The following is a 19157-nucleotide window of genomic DNA, read 5'->3' as shown; positions in this document are numbered from 1 at the left end:
CTCTTTACTTACTTGCTGTATCCGAAGACGACTCTGTATCCTGTGAGCTCGTTACACCTGTTGAACGAGGCACGATTATAACGTCTTTGCCGGACGCTTCTACATAGCCAAGTTTGCGTGCATTTTCAATAACCAAATTGTTCAGTCTTTCCTTTTCAACCTGCAGGTCTGCGATGGTTTTCTCCGCTTCTCTTGTCTCGGACAACGTTGATTGAGCCTGCTTGTTCAGATCATAGATATGAGCATAACGCCACATCAGTGCACCACCGATAACGATACAGACGATCAATGTCATCAGATACAAGAATTTCTCTCGTGCAGGAAGACCCGTACGACGAGTCACCACTTTGGTGGTTTCCTTGTACCGCTGCTGCGTCACACGTTCTTGGGTTGCTTTTTCTTTCACTGCAAGGTTACCACGTGTATATGCCATACAAAGACTCTCTCCTTCGCTCTTGGTTTACAGTTTCTCGGCTACGCGCAGTTTAGCTGAACGTGCACGGGAGTTCTCGGCCAGTTCCGTATCCGTCGGAATCAGCGGTTTTCTGTTGACTAAACGCAGTACACCTTTACCGCCGCACACGCATAACGGAAAGTCAGGCGGGCACGTACACTTCTCCAGATAACTGCTGAATATTTGCTTGCAAATCCGATCCTCAAGCGAGTGAAAGGTAATAACAGATACACGTCCACCTGGTGCAAGACACCGAACCGCCTGATGCAATGCTTCCTCAAACGCACCCAGCTCATCATTCACTGCAATCCGCAAAGCCTGAAAACTGCGCTTCGCCGGATGTCCACCTGTACGGCGAGCAGCAGCCGGGATGCCTTCCTTAATCAATTCCACTAGCTCTCCTGTGGTCTCGATAACAGCCTGGCTTCGTTTTTCCACAATGACGCGGGCAATTCTTCTTGAAAACTTTTCTTCACCATAACGATATAAAATTCGGGCAATCTCCTCTTCAGGCCATTCGTTGACAATCTCTTTGGCTGTCAGAAATGCATCCTGATCCATCCTCATGTCCAGCGGAGCATCGTGATTGTAACTAAATCCACGTTCTCCTTCATCGAATTGAGGTGATGACACACCCAAATCGTACAAAATGCCATCCACCTGCGGCACGCCGTCCTTCATTGGGACATCCAGTTCTTTCAGAACCTGCTCCAGATCACGGAAATTCGTTTTCACAAGCGTGATGCGATCTCCATACGAAGCAAGCTTCTCGCGCGCATTATCCAATGCCCAATCATCCTGATCCAGTGCGATAAGCCTTCCCCCTGGACCGAGCTTGGAAGCAATGACGGAACTATGTCCTCCTCCACCTAAAGTGCAGTCCACGTATATACCGTCCTGCTTGATGTTTAATCCCTCTGTTGCCTCTTCTTTGAGTACGGTTATGTGGTGAAACAACCTGCACCCCTCCTGACTTTATAGATCAAAATTAAAATCGACTAGCTTTTCGGCAATGTCGTTGAATGCTTCCTCGGATTGATTGAAATAACTCTCCCATATGCCTTTGCTCCAGATCTCCACCCGGTTCGACACGCCAAGAACAACACAATCCTTGTCCAATTTGGCATATTCCCGTAAATTGCCCGGTAAATTTACCCTACCCTGTTTGTCCAATTCACATTCGGTAGCACCCGAGAAAAAAAAGCGGGTAAACGCACGTGCATCCGACTTCATCAAAGGCAGTGCTTTGAGCTTCTGTTCCATGACCCCCCACTCCTCCATAGGGTACACGAAAAGACACTGGTCCAAACCCCGTGTGACAACGAAAGACGGCCCCAGAGATTCGCGGAATTTGGCCGGAATAATAACCCGACCCTTGTCATCAATGCTATGTTGGAACTCCCCCATAAACATTGGCCCACTCACTCCTCACCCGTTTCTCCCACTTTGCCCCACTTTCCACCACCTAAGCATAATAGATTCGCACTAAAAAATCAAAACCCTTCTTGCTAGCTTGATTTTTTTCAATTTGCTTCATAAGAAAAACGCCTTTGATCCTCTTGCTCAGGATCAAAGGCGTTTCCCCGGTACCGGTTATTCTACTTGCAATCGCTAATGAGCCATATCATCAATACACTATTCTAAACCCTTTGAATCAGTTCATCAGCTTGTAATTATTGGGTTTCCTTAAAACTTCCAGCTATCCAAATATTTCTCCTGTTCAGCTGACAATGAATCAATAGAGATATTCAGGCTTTCCAGTTTGTAGCTGGCAACTTGCTGGTCAATTTCATAAGGTACGTTAACAACAGTTTTACCCAATGCAGCGTAATTCTCACTAACATAACGCAATCCCAGAGCCTGCAATGCAAACGTCGTGTCCATAATCTCAGCAGGGTGGCCATCAGCTGCACCCAGATTCACGAGACGTCCTTCTGCAAGAAGATACATTTTACGTCCATCTTTGAAACGATACTCTTCAATATTGCGACGCACAGTGCGGATGGACTCTGAACGTTTGGCAAGCTCGGGTTTATTCACTTCCACATCGAAATGCCCTGCATTGCTCAAAATTGCTCCATCTTTCATCACGTCATAATGTTCCCCTGTGATCACGTCTTTGTTGCCGGTAACAGCGATGAAGAAATCGCCCAATTTGGCTGCTTCCACCATCGTCATGACACGGAAACCGTCCATATGCGCTTCAACCGCTTTGATTGGATCGATTTCAGTTACAATGACATTGGCTCCCAGACCTTTGGCACGCATCGCGACACCTTTACCACACCAGCCGTATCCTGCTACAACCACATTTTTACCAGCTACCACCAGGTTGGTTGTACGGATAATGCCATCAAAGGCAGATTGGCCTGTGCCATAACGGTTGTCGAACAGGTATTTGCAATAAGCGTCATTAACCGCAACCATCGGGAACTGCAGTTGTCCTTCTTTCGCCAAAGCTTTCAGACGGATAATACCGGTTGTCGTTTCCTCTGCGCCTCCACGAATCGTAGCCGCAAGGTCAGGACGTTCGGAAGCGATAATGGTTGCAAAGTCGCCGCCGTCATCAATAATCAGGTCGGGTTTAACTTCCAATGCACGAAGCTGGAGCTGCTTGAACTCTTCTGGCCCCGGATTGTATTTGGCATACACTGTAACACCATCTTCTACAAGAGCCGCACATACATCATCCTGAGTTGACAGCGGGTTACTGTGTGTAATGGTCACTTCTGCGCCGCCAGCTTGAATGACTTTTGCCAGGTAAGCTGTTTTGGCTTCAAGGTGAAGGCAAATGGCAACCTTTAATCCTTTGAAAGGAAGATCCTGCTCAAATTGGCGACGAATGCGGTTCAATACAGGCATATGTGCTTCAACCCAGTCAATTTTCAAGTGTCCTTCTGAAGCGAGCCCCATATCTTTAACAATACTGTTTTGCAGTGCAGGTGTAGTCATGCCCATCCTCCTCGTTTATCTGTGTTTCTTCTATTATAAAGGTCTGCTGAACCACACAGTTAGAGTTCAATCACTTGATGTTGACCCCGGAATTCACGTCCGCTCTCAATGAGCTCCTGAATCCACTTGGTTCCATAACGGTTCAAGTAGTGGAGCGCATTGTGCACTCGTTCCTGTGGTTTGTTCATAGGAAAGAGCGAGTTCTGTATGCCGTTCCAATGTCTGAGTCCAACCTCATGTTTATCCGCGATCGCCTTCTGTGTTTGCTTTTGCAGATATTGCATCTGTTCGTTGATCTTTTTCAGATTCGTATCACCGATCCGATCCAGTCCAGCGTGAATTTGCGCAAGTTGATCAAGCAATGGACGATAAAGCTCAGCAAAGGATTGCTGGACTTGCTCAAATTGCTCCTCGACCTGGAACGTTTCCTGTCCTGCGAGCCACTTCTCTCTTTTTTCTTCCATATGATATTGCACATCTTGGAAAGAGAGCTGGTACTGATTCATGTGCTTGTGATGGACATCCTCCAAAATGGTGAAGGACAACCTCGGCAGCAAGATGGGCATTTGCAGACCAAACTGGCGGAATGCGGTTCTGGTCAGTCCCCAGTATGCAATCTCACCTTGGCCCAATATCACCGCAGCTACAGGCAGCACGGAATCCTGCATTAACGGGCGGGTGAGTACATTATTACTGAATCGCTCGGGATGTTCCCTCAGCTCCTGAAGCAATCGTTCTTCTGTAAACGACACTAGCCCTTTTCGATCTGTGTACAAACCATCCTTCAGGAACAGGAGCAACCGGGTTTCATCATGAATATAAAACAAATTTGCTCCGTCTTCAGCGACTTCTGCCGGCATTGGGTAGCCCGCTTCCTGTACCTTCGAAGCACCCTGCAAATAAGCTTCACGCAATGAACCATTCTCACGAATCAATCGTTCGAATACAGGGCGTTCCAGTTCTCTTAATCCGGAATCCGCAGCATCCATTAGGACAAGTCCAGTACTGCCAAACAATGCCGACACCATTCTCGCAAAAGCATCACTAAGATTCGAGCTGGACTGATGGATCGAGACGAGCATCTCCATTAATCCTGGTTTATGTACAGTATCCGGCAGAAGATGCTCCACCTGCTCGATTACGTTCATCCATTGTTCCGTCTCAATCGTGACCCCGCTCACCGAATTTCGGCCATCGAACCGCCCATGCAGCTTGACCTTGGTCATTTCACCCTTGTGACCGGGCAAATAGGTGTGATTCACTTCGTCCCAGTCATGGTCTTCACCAGCGATCCAAAATACGGGAACGACCGGACGCTGGAGCTTCGCTTCAGCTTCACGGGCAGCTGCAACGACACTCGCAGCTTTGTAGATGACAAATAACGGCCCTGTCAACAAGCCGCTCTGCTGCCCACCAGTAACTACAAACGTACCTTTCTCGGCCAAACGTGCAATAGAATGATGTACAGCTTCGTGATCATTCAAACGTTTGTTATATATACGTAAATACTCTACCAGGTTCTCGCGATCCACACGTGTGTTCTCCGATTGATCCAGCCACTCGGCACGCGCATGAAGTCCGGACTCCCAGTGTATGTCATACTCATAAAGGCCCCGCGCAGCATCACGTGAGCAGATATAATCTTCTGCAAGTTGTGTTCCGCTGCGGAGTGCCTCGGTAATACCTTTCATGAGGTCTGCCTCCTATTCTGCTTCAAAGAGCCTTTCTTGATTGTACCGAACTACAGGCCACTTCGTCAAAAGAAAGTCGCCTAAAAAATCAAAAAACCGCCGAACAAGCCGGCGGTTTAATAACATCAATAAGTCCAAACGGAATATAATTCCTTAAACGTATGGTTCGGAAACCCAGTGACCTTTGGAAATCTCAATCAATTGAGCATTCTCCAGGTTATACGGATCGTTTACAGGACCAGTTGCTCCATTTTGGATTGGTCCAGACTGTTCGTCCGGCAGCAAAATGCGGCGTTTGTTTGCTTCCACTTCCGGATCAGGTACAGGAATAGCAGATAGCAATGTTTTGGTGTAAGGGTGAACAGGGTTAGAGTAAAGCTCTTCACTCTCTGCCAGCTCAACCACTTTACCCATATACATAACAGCAACGCGGTCACTGATATGCTTAACCATCGACAAGTCATGCGCAATGAAGAGGTAAGTCAGACCAAGACGCTGTTGAAGCTCTTCGAGCAACTTAACCACTTGAGCTTGGATGGATACATCAAGTGCTGACAAAGGCTCGTCACAGATGATGAATTTAGGATCCACTGCAAGCGCACGGGCAATACCGATACGTTGTCTTTGACCACCGGAGAATTCATGCGGATAACGAAGCGCGTGGCTTGGATTCAAGCCTACGAGATCCAGCAACTCCTCTACACGTTTCTTCCGCTCTTTACCGCTGGAAGCCAGCCCATGGATATCCAGTGATTCTCCGATAATATCCATAACGTTGAAACGTGGATTCAGTGATGCATATGGATCCTGGAAGATCATCTGCATGTCTTTACGCATTTCTTTCATTTTGCGTGGAGACAGCTTATAGATATCCGTTCCGTTAAAGTTCACATTTCCGCCCGTTGGCTCATAAAGACGAAGAATCGTGCGTCCAGTTGTGGATTTACCACATCCGGATTCACCTACAACCCCTAGGGTTTCGCCTTCAAAAATATCAAAGCTGACATCATTAACCGCTTTGAGAATGTTTCCTTTACCCAAATTGAAGTACTGTTTCAGGTTCTTTACTTCAACTAGCGGCTTGTTGGCACCTTTGATAATACCAACTGGAGTCGGTTTTTCTTTCTTAGGCTCGTCCAAACGAGGCAAAGCGTTCAACAATTTGATCGTATATGGATGCTTAGGATTGCTGAAAATTTCAGCTGTCGTTCCCGTTTCCACAACTTCGCCTTCCTTCATAACGACAACCCGATCACACATACCGGCTACAACACCAAGGTCATGGGTAATAAGCATGATGGAAGTTCCCAGCTTTTGCTGCATATCCTTCATAACGTCCAGGATTTGTGCCTGAATCGTTACGTCGAGTGCAGTTGTCGGCTCATCCGCAATCAGAAGGGATGGACGGCATGCCAGGGCAATAGCGATCATTGCACGCTGACGCATACCACCGGAAAATTGGTGTGGATAGTGATTCATGCGGATTGCCGCATTTTTGATACCTACGAGCTCCAACATTTCCAGAGCGCGTTTCTCCGCTTCTTTTTTGGACATGTTTTGGTGTTTGCGAAGCACTTCGGTAATTTGTTTACCAACTTTAATTGTAGGATTCAATGAAGTCATTGGATCCTGGAAGATCATCCCGATATCTTTACCACGGATAGCTTCCATTTGTTTATCTGTTTTTCCAAGCAGGCTCTGCCCGTGAAAAGTAATCTCTCCACTTTTGACCTTCGAAGGCGGGGAGGGAATCAACTTCATGATGGTTTGGGCGGTAACACTCTTACCACTACCGGATTCACCAACAATCCCCAGCGTCTCTCCTTTGCCAAGTTCAAAACTCACATTTTTAACGGCATCAAATTCACCAGAACGTGTTGTAAATGACACGCTTAGGTCTTTGACTGTTAAGATTGGCTCCATAATCCCACCTCCTATTTCTATTTACGTAATTTCGGATCGAGTGCGTCACGCAGACCGTCTCCGAGCAAGTTAAATGCAAGCATTGTAAGTACCATCAGACCTGCAGGGAACCACATCCGCCAAGGATACAGCGTCCAGCCTGTCAATGCGTCATTGATCATCGAACCCAAGGAAGATTTCGGTGCAGATACACCCAATCCGAGGAAGCTCAAGAACGCTTCAGCAAAGATGGCATTTGGAATGGATAGAGTCAGCGTTACGAGAATTGGTCCTACTGCATTCGGCAGTAAGTGGCGGAACAATTGACGTCCTGTGCTTGCTCCCATGGACCGCGCTGCAAGAATAAAGTCTCTGTTTTTCAATTGCATAATCTCACCACGTACAATCCAGGACATGCTGATCCAGCCTGTGATCGTAAGGGCAATGATGATCGTCGTAAGACTTGGTTCCAAAACAACGAGCAACAAGATTACAACGAGCATGTAAGGCAGGGAATAGAGAATCTCGGAGAACTTGTTCATGATACCATCAACACGTCCACCGTAGAAGCCCATAATCGCTCCGTAGATTACCCCGATGACAAGGTCAATCAAGGCAGCGGCCAGACCTACAGTAAGGGATACACGTGCACCTACCCAGGTTCTTACCCATACGTCACGACCGAGCTCGTCCGTTCCGAACCAGTGCTCCGCACTTGGCGCTGCATTGGCGTTAAGCAAATCATTAGAATAATAATTATAACTTGTGAATAACGAAGTTGGACCAATCAAAGAGAAAATGACAACAAGAACCAGAATGCCCAAACTGATCATCGCGGCCTTGTTGGTTGCAAGTCTGTACATGGCGTCTTTCCATAACGATACACTTTCTTGCGATTTCACCGCTGCCTGACTATCCAGGGCAGTGTTCGCCGTTTCTTTATTGTTATTGTTCGTGCCAGACAACGTTATGCCCCCTTCCGGCTTTCCAGCTTAATTCTAGGATCAATCAGCACATATGCGATATCTGTAAGGAAACGTGCCAACATCAGGAGGATACCATAGAAAATCGTAATCCCCATGATCATTGTATAATCCCGGTTCGTAATACTCTCTACGAATACTTTACCAATTCCCCCGATGTTAAAGATTTGCTCAATAACGACGGAACCCGTGATGATGTTAGCTGTCATCGGACCTACATAAGTTACAACGGGAAGAATACCGTTACGAATAACGTGTTTAAACATGATTGCAGGCCATTTCAGACCTTTGGCTTTTGCTGTCTTGATGTAATCCGCGTGCAGTACTTCGAGCATGCTGGAACGCGTCAAACGTGCGATAAAGGCAATCGGGGATGCAGACAATGCCGCAACCGGAAGTACATAGTCAAGCGGTCCGTCGAATCCCATAACGTTAAACCAACCCAGTTTGAAGGCGAAAACGTATTGAAGCAGGGATGCGAGCAAGAAGCTCGGTACCGCGATACCAATTACCGCGAGGATCATCGTGACATCATCTATCAGCTTACGATGGTAAACCGCAGCGATAAGTCCTAGCAAAACCCCAACGACGACAGAGATCACAATAGCGAAGATCCCCAGTTTCAGAGATGCTGTAAACGTTTGAGTGATCATGTCGGTTACTTCTTGATTCAGATATTTCATCGAAACACCAAAATCACCTTTGAGAATTCCACCCATATACTTCAGGTATTGTTCATACATCGGTTTGTCCAGCCCATACTTCTCTTCCAGTAGTGCCCGAATTTCAGGCGATACTTTTTTCTCGGATGTAAAAGGGTCACCCGGAATGGCCTTCATCAGGAAGAAGGTTGCTGATGCGAGTATGAAAAGCGATAGCAGCATAAATAGCAATTTTTTCAGCACGTACTTAACCAACCCTTGCACACCTCCAAAAACAATATTTTGTATACAAATCGATTGTAGAATTAGACATGAATAAAGTCCAATCCATTTATCGGAAATTTCAAGAATTATAAGGAAAATCGGTGCACATACAAAAAAATCGGGATATATATGGAATTCCACATATATATCCCGAAGTAATCATATAGACTTCAGAACAACTTATTTCTCTTCCAGATATGCACGAGTGAAGTCAATTGCTCCACTGAAATCAAGTTGTACGCCTTTCAGGTAAGGCTTAGTCAAAGATACGTTAGTGTAGTAGTAAATCGGCATTACGCCCATTTCATCTTGAATCAGGATTTTCTCAGCATCAGCAAATGCAGCCATACGTGCAGCTGGATCAGCAGATTTTACAGTGTCTTTAACATCTTTGTCGTACTGTTCGTTGCTGAATTTGGAATCATTGTTTGTGTTTCCAGTAGTCCACATTTCCAAGAAGTTGTACGGATCGTTGTAGTCTGCAGACCAGCCTGCACGAGCTACTTGGAAGTTTTGGTTTTGACGGTTCTCAAGGAATACGCCCCACTCTTGGTTTTCCGTTTTCACGTCAACACCGAGGTTTTTCTTCCACATGTCAGCAACAGCAAGCGCGATTTTCGCGTGAGCATCACTAGTGTTGTAGATCAATGTAACAGCTGGCAAAGTTGTGTAGCCTTCTTCTTTCATACCTTCAGCAAGCAATTTTTTAGCTTCTTCAACATTTTCAGTGAAGTAGTCGTCTTTGTGCTCATCACGGAATTCGCCGTTTTCACCGCGGATACCTGGAGGTACAAAGCCGTAAGCTGGAACTTGTCCACCTTGTGTAACTTTGTCAACGATCAGTTGACGTTCGATCGACATTGCAAAAGCCTTACGGATTTTAGCATTGTTGAATGGAGCTTCATTAACGTTGAACTGGTAGTAGTAAGTACTTGCAATACCAGTTGCTTTGAACTCATCCGGCAATTCCGCTTTTACAGAAGGAATTTGGTCGGTTGGAATTTCACCGTTAGGTGCACCAGTGTAATCCAGTTGTCCGGACTTATAAGCTTGCAGCTCGGAAGCACTGCTGCTTGTCAGGGACATATTGATTTCAGACAATTTGATGTCAGAAGCTGCGTGGTAGCCTTCGTTTTTCTTAACTACGATTTTTTGACCTTTAGCGTATTGATCCATAGTGAATGGTCCGTTAACGATCATGTTTTTGTAGTCTGTGAAGAATTTATCATTTGTGTCAGCAGATTGGTGTACTGGGTAGTACGTGTAGAATGCTGTCAGACCCAAGAAGTAAGGAGTTGGGTTTTCCAACGTTACTTCCAGTGTGTGCTCATCAGTAGCTTTTACACCCACTTGGGAGAAATCTGTGATTTTAGTACCTTTGTATGTTTCGTCTTTGCTGAGGTTGTAACCTTCAGCACCTTTGATGTAGTACAATTGGTAAGCGTACGGGGAAGCCGTTTCCGGTTTCAATGCACGTTCCCAAGAGCGAACGAAGTCTTCTGCAGTGATTGCATCACCGTTGCTCCATTTAGCATCCGGGTTCAGGTTGAACACATATTTCAAACCATCTTCGGAAATTGTCCAGTCTTTTGCAACGCCTGGTGCTTCTTTACCATCAGCATCGATGCGTACAAGACCTTCATACAAGAATTTCAGAACAGTGTTGGTTTGGCTGTCTTTTGCCTGAGCCGGGTCCAACGTAGGAGGTTCAGCTGTCAGGTTAATTTTCAGCACTTGATCTTTTGCGAGACCGCTTTCCTCGCCTGCAGAGCCAGTTCCCGTGTTACTTGTTGTGCCTTCATTTTTCGATCCGCACGCTGCAAGTACGGTACCGAACGCCAGAATCAGCGTCAAAAGGACTAATAGACTTTTCCTTTTCATCTAACACTTTCCCCCTAAATTGATGTGGTTTATGTTTATAGATTATACAACCACCGGTCAAAAAAATCTACATTACTTTTTCAGAAAGTAATGTTTTTTTCAGTTTTCGACAAAATCGACACATTTTTTGGCCGTTTTGCGTTATGTAACCTTACATCTGTTTCATTAAGTATCTAAATAAGCCAAATATAGTAAACAAGACATACCCAAAACTCATCATTACAAAGGCCATGCGCCAAACGGCCCGGAACATTCGACCCCCATCGACCTTTCCTTTCAGCCTATTTTGAGCCCCTCCAATTAATCCAAGTGCAATTAGTATGAGTATCATGGTTAAATAAAATCCAAAATTCGAATCAAATGTTAAGTTGAATAACGCCGAAACCGAGAAAATCAGAAAAACCGTGGTGACATCCATTGCGGTGCGAAGTGAAGCTCGTTTATCCTTTTTCCACCCATACATGACCCAGTACACAATAAGAAACGGAAAAAACGGTAGTATGCTCAGCACAATAAAAAAACCCATTAACTCACTCCTTCCGGCCTAATTCCTTCGATCAGATGAAGCATTAATTCATGCTGTGGAGCAGTCAACCCACACCCATGCGCCAGTTGTACCATTTGTCCACTGATGGATTCCACTTCGGTACGCCGTCCTTGCATAACATCTGCGAGCATCGAGGATGTATTCGAAGCCGTCGATCGACAAACGGATAGAATTTCCTCCCACATGTCGGTACCCACCATAATATCGCTCGCCTTGTAAATGGCTAAAGCTTCATCATATAAACGACGCATGACCTTTAAGCGATAATCATTCTGAAGCAATTCTCCATTGGGTATTCTCCATATCGCGGTGAGTGGATTAATGACAGCATTGATCAGAAGCTTCCTGTATATCAGCTTATCGATTTGATTCGACGCTGTACAGTTAAATCCTGCCTGCTGCAATAGTGCCTCCAACCGAACTTCTTCCAGATTCCCTGAGGTGTCTTTCTCTATTTCTTTCGTATGTACATCTCTACCAAACCAGGTTTGTCCCTCACCAGCCCGTATGACCCCATACTGCACCCTCTTGGCACCTTCTGTAGTTACTGCCCGGTATATGCTGGACAGCGGCAGGGCAGCTTGTATCTTCTCTATATGACCCATCCCGTTCTGGAAGCAGACAATGTTAAGGATATAATCTTTCATCGTCTCCATGATATGAATAACATCATCTATACTTGTCTGCTTAACCATGAGGAGAAGCCAATCACCAGGTTGATCATGCCAGTGAGCAGACCATTCGGTAATTGGATAGGCCTGAATATGTTGAGGAAGCAATTTAGTCTTCTTCCCTTGCTCTGTAATCGTTAGTCCGCGTACACGCAGTTCTTCCGCTTGTTCAGGCGTCCTTGTCCAAAACCGCACAGAATAACCTCCAGCCTGAAGCTTTCCTCCATATAAAAGACCAAGTGAGCCAGCTCCTACAATGTCGATCACCATGAGACATCCCTCTTCCACTCTCAATAATTACATCTATATATAATAGAACAAATATTTCAAACAAAAAACCCGTCTTACCTGCCGTTTGTAACGGAGATGTGACGGGCCTGATCAAATATCGTCATTCTTGCAACTTGATCCGTTATTCAATTCGTTCCAGATTGCCGTTGGCATCCATTTTGAAACGAGTTTTTAGTTCCTCATCTTCTTCAGCCAGAAAAGCAAGCCTGCGTGCACGATCCATGATCTGAATCAATGCCTTGTAATCATCATTTACGACACGGTAATCGGTTTGTACTTCATTCACTTGTTTGGATAAACGGTCATTCTCACAACGAAGCTCATGGAGTTCATCTTCTTTTTCACGAAGTTCCTTTTCGAGCATTTTGAGTTGACGCCCATTTTCCTGAACATTACCTTTCCACTGGCGCAAAAAGCGAATTACTGCATCAATGGATAAGGAGTCTTCTGAAACGCCATCGGCCTTGTACAGGTTTTCTTCCGTATCAAGCGTAGATAGAGCTGCGACCTGTGGTCCAAGCAAAGCCGGCTGTTTTCGGAGATAACTTCTCTTTTGACGCTGTGCCTTCGCATTGCTGATGGCAGACTCATACTTTTTACGCACACAGCTGTTCCAGCGAAAACCGCAAGCGGCAGATGTTCTGCCTATTTTTTCGCCCACTTCCTCGAAGGCCGCGAGTTGTGTGCTGCCTTCCCGAATATGCCGCAAAGTCACCTCAGCCAAGATCAAATCGTCCTCTGTACTCCAAGCATCCTGTCTCACTGCAGTCATGCTATAATACCCTCCTAACAACATCCTAAAATAACCGTCCTCATTACCGGTCTCCCGGTTTGTGAATTAGGTATAAAAGCTGCTTCATTCATTCTTATGCCTCTCATAGAGTTCATAGAATTGATTTCATACTAAAATGTATGTCCATATTTGCGAGCACTCATACCTTACATATGGAAAAGGTGACCTATTTGCTCACGGATTCGATAAAAAAGAATTCGCTTTCATATCCAATTCTGTTTACACCTTTTTCCTTTCCCGGTATAATGTTGTGTAGACAATCTATGATCGTACATAGAGAGGAGGACTAACCGTGGCACGCATGTTTCGGGTACTCGGGTTCTTCACGCTAACGATTGGCCTGATGGCTTTTGCGGGAGATTTGGTCGAGATGGCTTTGCTTTTTTTCCTGCAGACTGCGTTTTTCGTCATTTTGGGGTATTTAAAATTCACCGAAAGAACGTACATATTGCTCTTCTGGGGTTATATGATCGTTACTTTCACAGGGTTCAGCTACTGGACTGTGTTCCAAATGGGGTTGCCGCTTTAATCCGCCAACAGCATCAAAGCGATTCGGCCATAAGCCGTTTCGCTTTTTTGTTTTTCCTTTATGGCTGTCTGATTAACGGTTTGTTTTCAGAGTTATGTAACCACTAAGGATATTTCAAGATTTCATTTCATATATTGTCTGGAAGACAGAAGCCTGTACAATGAATATTGTACTTGAAGGAAAGGAGAATGATACGGTGAACCGTCGATATAGCATTTGTGCCCTAATCCTATGCATACTACTATTTGGTCAAGCTACATTGGCATATGCCTATGGAGAACCTTCACCTGAGGAAACACGTGAAATTTTGGAGAAGAGTCTGTCCATCGTGGAAATCGATCACGAAATTGAACGTATTGCCGTAAGGCAGAAGGATCTCAATCAACAGCAGGAAGAATTGAATGTTCAGCTCCAGGAACAGGAAGATCAAATACATATTCAGCAAGATCGGGCAGGTGCTGTAGTAAGGTCGTATTACACCGGAGAACGAGACAGCCTTCTCATGACGGTCCTGGGGGCCAGATCGTTCAAAGACTTGTTTATCTTATTTGACTACTACCAAATTATTATTGGCAGAGATCAGGCAGTGCTAAGCAAATATCAGGAACGTTATCGCAGCATGCAGGAAACTTCAACGAAAATAAGTCAGACCACGGCTGAGCTGGACGAACTAATGACTAATTTGGTAAGACAGCGAGAGCGTGTTGTTGCATTGCAGAAGGAAGTAGACGGACAAGTTTCGGCAAGTGGGAACCCGGCAGCCATTCAGAAGTTAATGGAGGAATTGACTATTTATTGGGAAAATGTTGGCATTTATGAGGTCAAACGTTATTTCAGAGCACTAGCAACAGCCATGCAAAATCTCCCTCAGTTTATACAAGAACAGAATGGCGGAATTTCCACAACCGGAACAGCCTATACCATTCAAATTGGACAAGACGATCTGAATCAATTCCTGCGTGAACAGAACCCGATCTTCGAGGATTTTGCCTTTCAGTTTGACGAGGACCGAATTACAGCCTCCGGACAGCGTGATCAGTTACAGCTCAGTATTGAGGGTCATTATACGGTAGAAAATGAACCTCAGAATTCTATCCGTTTTCATGTAGATAAACTTGTTTTCAACCAATTGGAACTACCTAATACGACAAGACGTATGCTTGAAAAGGAATTTGATCTTGGTTTCTACCCGCAGAAAATTCTGTCCTTCGTGAAAGCTACAGATGTATCGACAAGTAAAGGGGTACTTGAAGTTAAACTCGCCATATCATTTTGATGATTGCTGCATTTTTAAAATGTCATTCACATACTGATTCGCAGAAATCTCTCCCTGAAGAAACTGTTGAACTTTCTTATTATAATCTAATACCAGCTCCGGGTTATCCATCACAGGGGTTTCAGATGTTTTGGACATAAACCATTCCTGACCATTATCACTCATTATTTGCCCTTCGACTGAGAGCTTTTGGGATTCTGTGTTCAATTGCTGCTGTTGACCAGGCAAATGATGAGCTTGCTGGTACCAGTCTGATTGCACGGAATTGGAGGTCATGCCCTCAATCCATCGACTGGCCTGCTCTGCTTCATGTGAACCCGACGTAATTACGAAACTTCTGGATGTAACAGGTGCAAGGGGTTTAAACATAATCCGATTCGGTAGACGATCTTCAGTTAATGCCAGATCATTGTTCACCAGTTGAGAAAAAGGGGTTACCACCATTAACGCTTCTTCCTGCATGTCTTTATCAACAAAATCCGGGTCGGTATTTTGAACATGTATATAAGGCTGAACCCCGTTCAGTACCTGCAGCGCCTGTTCATTTCCCCCAGCTGTATGCGACTCCGTTGCCGTTTTCAACGTACTCGGAGCGACTCCAGACCCAAACTCATTTAACCAAGCATCTGCTGCATAAGCATCATCGATGTTGATCGCAAGTAACTTCTGGCTCTTATTCTCCATTTTATTAATAACCCTAGTCCACTCATCCAGGTTTTGTGGTAACCGTTCCAATCCTGCATCAGCAAGAGATTTGGACCGTGATGCGAGTACGTAAGGGTCGAAATCAAATGGCATTCCCCATTGATAACCATTCCATTCTGTCTTTTCCCGTAATAGAGATACCGAGTCACCAATCGCCTTCGACAACGTTGTTGCATTTAAAGGGTACAGATGCCCTCTTTTGGCGTAACCCTGAATTTCCTCACTATTAAGCAGGATTACATCCCCGCTGTCCCCTACAGCAAGCTCGTTATCCAGTACCTTCTTATATGTATCCGAGGGCAGATTCCGTAGATTGATTTTCACCACCCGCGCGGCAGCAACTTGTTTTGCGATTGCCGAGAACACCTGAAACTCACTTTCAGACATCGAAACAACAATTTCAACCGGCGCCTGTTGATTCTCACTACGGGTTACAGCATTGGGAAAGGCATCATTCTCCTGATCTTGATCCTGGTTCTGTTGTACTCCTCTAAAATCAAAGCTTGGAGACAGGATCGTCAATGAAAGCAGCAGCACTGCAAATAAAACAACCTGATGTCTACGCTTCATTAACTCTCCTCCTCGCTCCCTATATTTTTCCTGTAAAATTTATTGTAACAAAAAAGTAGTACTCCTGTCCTATCCTGCCAAAAAACATATTTTTGAGATTTTGCATACTAAGAGAATACATAGGTCTGTGCAATAACTCTTTTTAAATATTTCAGCAAAAAAAAGACCGGCTCCAATGAGCCGATCTTTTTCTATATTTTCCCGGGAAATATATCCGCTTAAACTTATAACAAATCCGCCGCCAATTGAGCCAGTTTGGAACGCTCCCCTTTTTCAAGCATAATATGTCCACTAATGCCCTCTTGTTTGAATCGTTCCACAACATAGGTCAGACCATTGCTCGCGGAATCCAGATACGGATGATCGATTTGCTCAGGGTCACCCATCAGTATTATTTTACTGCCTTCACCTACACGCGAAACGATGGTTTTTACTTCATGACGTGATAGGTTCTGGGCTTCATCCACAATAATAAATTGACCAGGTATGGAACGTCCGCGAATATACGTTAATGCTTCCACCTGTATACTGCCTAGTCCCATCAAAATTTTATCGATATCTCCAGCCTTTTTTGTATCGAACAAAAACTCTAGATTATCATATATAGGCTGCATCCACGGTCTCAACTTCTCTTCCTTTTCCCCTGGCAGATAACCGATATCCTTCCCCATGGGAACCACTGGCCTCGCAATCAATAACTTTTTATATTTATGGTCATCCTCCACCTTAAGAAGGCCTGCAGCGAGAGCCAGCAAGGTTTTACCTGTGCCTGCTTTGCCCGTAATGGTCACGAGTGGTATATCGTCATTCAGAAGTAATTCCAGCGCCATACGCTGCTGAGCATTTCGAGCACTAATCCCCCATACGTTATCATTGCTTAGGAACAGAGGCTCAAGTTTGGTTCCCTCCGTGTTTACCTTTAGCAGCGCTGATTTGTTGGTACCCATTTCATCCTTAAGAATCACAAATTCATTAGGATACAGCTTATAGGACAACTGCAATGGTTTAATTGGCAGAAAACGATATGTGTAAAACTCATCGATTACCGACGGGTGAACCTTCAAGGCTGTATAGCCTGGATATAGTTCACTGAGCCCTGCAGTCCGATCGGACAAGTAATCTTGAGTGAACAGACCGAGTACATCTGCTTTGATACGTACAAGTACATCTTTGCTTACCAACACAACCTGCCGTTCCACAACCTCTTTCTCATTTTCTTCAATTTGATAATTTAGCGCAACCGCCAGGATTCGGTTATCATTGGTGATTTCACCGAACATTTCTTGTACCCTTACAAAACTACGATGATTCAATTCGACCTTCAGGTTACCTCCATTGGCGAGAGGAACTCCACTGTGCAGGTGACCCAGTTCACGCAGACCATCAAGCAATCTCGAAACATTTCGGGCATTGCGGCCAATCTCATCAGCATTTCTTTTTTTGGAGTCAATTTCCTCCAGTACAACCGCGGGAATGATTACCTCATGTTCCTCGAAGGCAAAAATGGCATTGGGGTCATGCAGAAGCACGTTGGTATCCAATACAAAAATCTTTTTCATTCAATCCCCTCCAAAGCGGCGTCGTTAAAGGCATGGTTTGGAACGTGAACTCGGGAATGGCGGATTAGATCATAGGTTTTCCATGCACTAGCAGTCCTTTTTTTCCCATTCCCGAGTTCATCTGTGATCGTGTGATCTTTCAGCAGCGGCATGGACAATCATGCTCCCATACATAAATGTATTCGTCTCGGACAAAATAATTGCAACATTCTGAAAAACTCCAAGAAAGGATGAACATTTATGAGATATTGGGTTTGTACGCTGCTTCTGATCTTTATACTTACAGGCTGCAACAACACTACACGCAATGCCTCTCAAGAGCAGCAAGGAACTCATGCGAGGGGGTACGGAGGGAATGTTACAACACGGCAAGATCAACAAAACGGATCCCACATGCTCTATACAGAGGATGACCGAATGAATCCTTCACGCCTTGACCGTTTCAATGAGAATACGGGTGAAGTTCATGAACTGAACGTTGCCGATGATAACAAGACAGGCCGCATGACCAATGAAAATCGAATCACCCATCTCAAGGCACTTGCCAAGCAAGTGGAAGGTGTCAAAGACGCCAATTGCGTCATTCTCGGAAATACAGCGGTCGTTGGCATTGACGTAGATGGCGAACTTGAACGTGCTCGTGTAGGAACGATTAAATATTCCGTTGCAGAAGCTTTGCGCAAAGATCCAGAAGGTGTTGATTCGATCGTCACCGCTGATGCGGATGTTACCGAACGGATCAGGGAGATCGGAGAGCATATCCGCCAAGGACATCCCATATCCGGATTTGCTTCTGAACTCGCTGATATGGTGGGACGAATTATTCCACAGCTCCCGAAAGACGTCAAGGTCCGTCAAAACCCAGATGAGCAGGCTCCTGAAGAGCAGCAAATGCAGCAGCATACCACCGACAAAAAGCAACAAAAAGCCCAGTGATTTCTCACTAGGCTTTTTTCATGGCAGCAAAAACCTGCTCATCTAATTTCTCAGCAGCACGCTGATCGTATATTTTGACATATTGAGGCATAGAAGATAGCTGGGCTCCATAAAACAGGGCATTTCTGACCGCTTCAATGGAGATGTCGAAACAGCACATATTAAAGGGTACATCCTGCAATGGGTCCTGTCGAACAGAAGCACGTCCATTGATCGCATAAACCGTTTCTTCTCCAAATACCGTAACGGTAATCAACGGATTTTGTTTCATATTATTCACAAGACGTGAACGATGATCCAAAGCGACCCGAAGCGTGGACGCATTCTCCGCATAGACCCAGGAGATTGCGGTGGATGTCGGGCCTCCAGATTCAATGTCTACCGTATTCAGGAGTACGAATGTTTCGTTCTTGAATTGCTGCAAAAGAGATTCTGTCAATTGTGTGACGGCTTCGGACATTAAACCAGCCCTCCCTAACCTTCTTTATGCA

At 45.1% G+C, this 19157-nt stretch carries 18 protein-coding genes; 3 read left to right on the top strand and 15 right to left on the bottom strand.

The genetic code is table 11. The features are described from left to right. Nucleotides 1–4 precede the first annotated feature (4 nt). The 12 genes from ABIC22_RS18130 to ABIC22_RS18075 form a co-directional block, all read right to left on the bottom strand. A complete protein-coding gene (locus ABIC22_RS18130) occupies nucleotides 5–433 on the bottom strand; it encodes a hypothetical protein (RefSeq protein WP_154895146.1) in 429 nt (142 codons plus the stop codon). Nucleotides 434–460: 27 nt separating this feature from the next. Then, nucleotides 461–1411: a 16S rRNA (cytosine(1402)-N(4))-methyltransferase RsmH gene (rsmH, locus tag ABIC22_RS18125; protein ID WP_095289960.1), complete on the bottom strand. Its 951-nt coding sequence runs from the start codon at nucleotides 1409–1411 to the stop codon at nucleotides 461–463. 18 nt (nucleotides 1412–1429) lie between these two features. Next, on the bottom strand, nucleotides 1430–1867 hold the full coding sequence (mraZ, locus tag ABIC22_RS18120) for a division/cell wall cluster transcriptional repressor MraZ (protein ID WP_017687291.1): 438 nt from the start codon (nucleotides 1865–1867) through the stop codon (nucleotides 1430–1432). Between the two features lie 273 nt (nucleotides 1868–2140). After that, nucleotides 2141–3406 (bottom strand): adenosylhomocysteinase, encoded by a 1266-nt coding sequence (locus tag ABIC22_RS18115; RefSeq protein WP_095289956.1) that lies wholly within the window; start codon nucleotides 3404–3406, stop codon nucleotides 2141–2143. Nucleotides 3407–3465: 59 nt separating this feature from the next. Continuing rightward, the gene (gene bshC, locus ABIC22_RS18110) at nucleotides 3466–5097 is read right to left on the bottom strand and encodes a bacillithiol biosynthesis cysteine-adding enzyme BshC (protein ID WP_354482861.1); all 1632 of its coding nucleotides are present in this window, start codon (nucleotides 5095–5097) and stop codon (nucleotides 3466–3468) included. Between the two features lie 153 nt (nucleotides 5098–5250). After that, nucleotides 5251–7020 (bottom strand): ABC transporter ATP-binding protein, encoded by a 1770-nt coding sequence (locus ABIC22_RS18105; RefSeq protein WP_095289952.1) that lies wholly within the window; start codon nucleotides 7018–7020, stop codon nucleotides 5251–5253. A gap of 17 nt (nucleotides 7021–7037) precedes the next feature. After that, nucleotides 7038–7919: an ABC transporter permease gene (locus ABIC22_RS18100; RefSeq protein WP_371859956.1), complete on the bottom strand. Its 882-nt coding sequence runs from the start codon at nucleotides 7917–7919 to the stop codon at nucleotides 7038–7040. Nucleotides 7920–7966: 47 nt separating this feature from the next. Then, nucleotides 7967–8899 carry an ABC transporter permease gene (locus ABIC22_RS18095; protein WP_095289949.1) on the bottom strand — a complete coding sequence of 311 codons (933 nt, stop codon included), beginning with the start codon at nucleotides 8897–8899 and terminating at the stop codon, nucleotides 7967–7969. 189 nt (nucleotides 8900–9088) lie between these two features. After that, nucleotides 9089–10789, bottom strand: a complete 1701-nt coding sequence (locus ABIC22_RS18090; protein ID WP_127537775.1) for a peptide ABC transporter substrate-binding protein — start codon at nucleotides 10787–10789, stop codon at nucleotides 9089–9091. Nucleotides 10790–10940: 151 nt separating this feature from the next. Then, nucleotides 10941–11315 carry a DUF3397 domain-containing protein gene (locus ABIC22_RS18085; protein ID WP_154895142.1) on the bottom strand — a complete coding sequence of 125 codons (375 nt, stop codon included), beginning with the start codon at nucleotides 11313–11315 and terminating at the stop codon, nucleotides 10941–10943. Next, nucleotides 11315–12277 (bottom strand): ketopantoate reductase family protein, encoded by a 963-nt coding sequence (locus ABIC22_RS18080; RefSeq protein WP_354482854.1) that lies wholly within the window; start codon nucleotides 12275–12277, stop codon nucleotides 11315–11317. Before ABIC22_RS18080 ends, ABIC22_RS18085 begins: the two co-directional genes overlap by 1 nt. A gap of 142 nt (nucleotides 12278–12419) precedes the next feature. Beyond that, entirely contained in the window at nucleotides 12420–13070 is a 651-nt protein-coding gene (locus ABIC22_RS18075; RefSeq protein ID WP_095359469.1) for an RsfA family transcriptional regulator, read from the bottom strand. Between the two features lie 313 nt (nucleotides 13071–13383). Here ABIC22_RS18075 and ABIC22_RS18070 point away from each other — a divergent pair, with 313 nt between their 5' ends. Beyond that, the gene (locus ABIC22_RS18070) at nucleotides 13384–13620 is read left to right on the top strand and encodes a DUF2626 domain-containing protein (protein ID WP_095289941.1); all 237 of its coding nucleotides are present in this window, start codon (nucleotides 13384–13386) and stop codon (nucleotides 13618–13620) included. Between the two features lie 196 nt (nucleotides 13621–13816). After that, the gene (locus ABIC22_RS18065) at nucleotides 13817–14896 is read left to right on the top strand and encodes a coiled-coil domain-containing protein (RefSeq protein ID WP_354482850.1); all 1080 of its coding nucleotides are present in this window, start codon (nucleotides 13817–13819) and stop codon (nucleotides 14894–14896) included. On the opposite strand, the gene ABIC22_RS18060 is transcribed toward ABIC22_RS18065, so the two are convergent. Together ABIC22_RS18060 and ABIC22_RS18055 are read right to left on the bottom strand one after the other, a co-directional pair. Next, nucleotides 14888–16171, bottom strand: a complete 1284-nt coding sequence (locus ABIC22_RS18060) for an extracellular solute-binding protein (RefSeq protein ID WP_354482847.1) — start codon at nucleotides 16169–16171, stop codon at nucleotides 14888–14890. The genes ABIC22_RS18065 and ABIC22_RS18060 overlap by 9 nt on opposite strands. Before the next feature lie 224 nt (nucleotides 16172–16395). Beyond that, the gene (locus ABIC22_RS18055; RefSeq protein WP_095289936.1) at nucleotides 16396–17730 is read right to left on the bottom strand and encodes a PhoH family protein; all 1335 of its coding nucleotides are present in this window, start codon (nucleotides 17728–17730) and stop codon (nucleotides 16396–16398) included. A gap of 240 nt (nucleotides 17731–17970) precedes the next feature. Between ABIC22_RS18055 and ABIC22_RS18050 the strand changes: the two genes are divergently transcribed. Then, nucleotides 17971–18666, top strand: coding sequence for a YhcN/YlaJ family sporulation lipoprotein (locus tag ABIC22_RS18050; RefSeq protein ID WP_354482844.1), 696 nt, complete (start codon nucleotides 17971–17973; stop codon nucleotides 18664–18666). Nucleotides 18667–18673: 7 nt separating this feature from the next. Here ABIC22_RS18050 and ABIC22_RS18045 read toward each other — a convergent pair whose 3' ends face one another. Beyond that, on the bottom strand, nucleotides 18674–19126 hold the full coding sequence (locus ABIC22_RS18045; protein ID WP_127537769.1) for a pyridoxamine 5'-phosphate oxidase family protein: 453 nt from the start codon (nucleotides 19124–19126) through the stop codon (nucleotides 18674–18676). Nucleotides 19127–19157 lie beyond the last annotated feature (31 nt).

Origin of the sequence: Paenibacillus sp. PvP094, from assembly GCF_040546835.1 — a bacterium.
GTDB classification, from domain to species: Bacteria; Bacillota; Bacilli; order Paenibacillales; family Paenibacillaceae; genus Paenibacillus; species Paenibacillus illinoisensis.
This window is presented reverse-complemented; position numbering and strand designations above follow the sequence as displayed.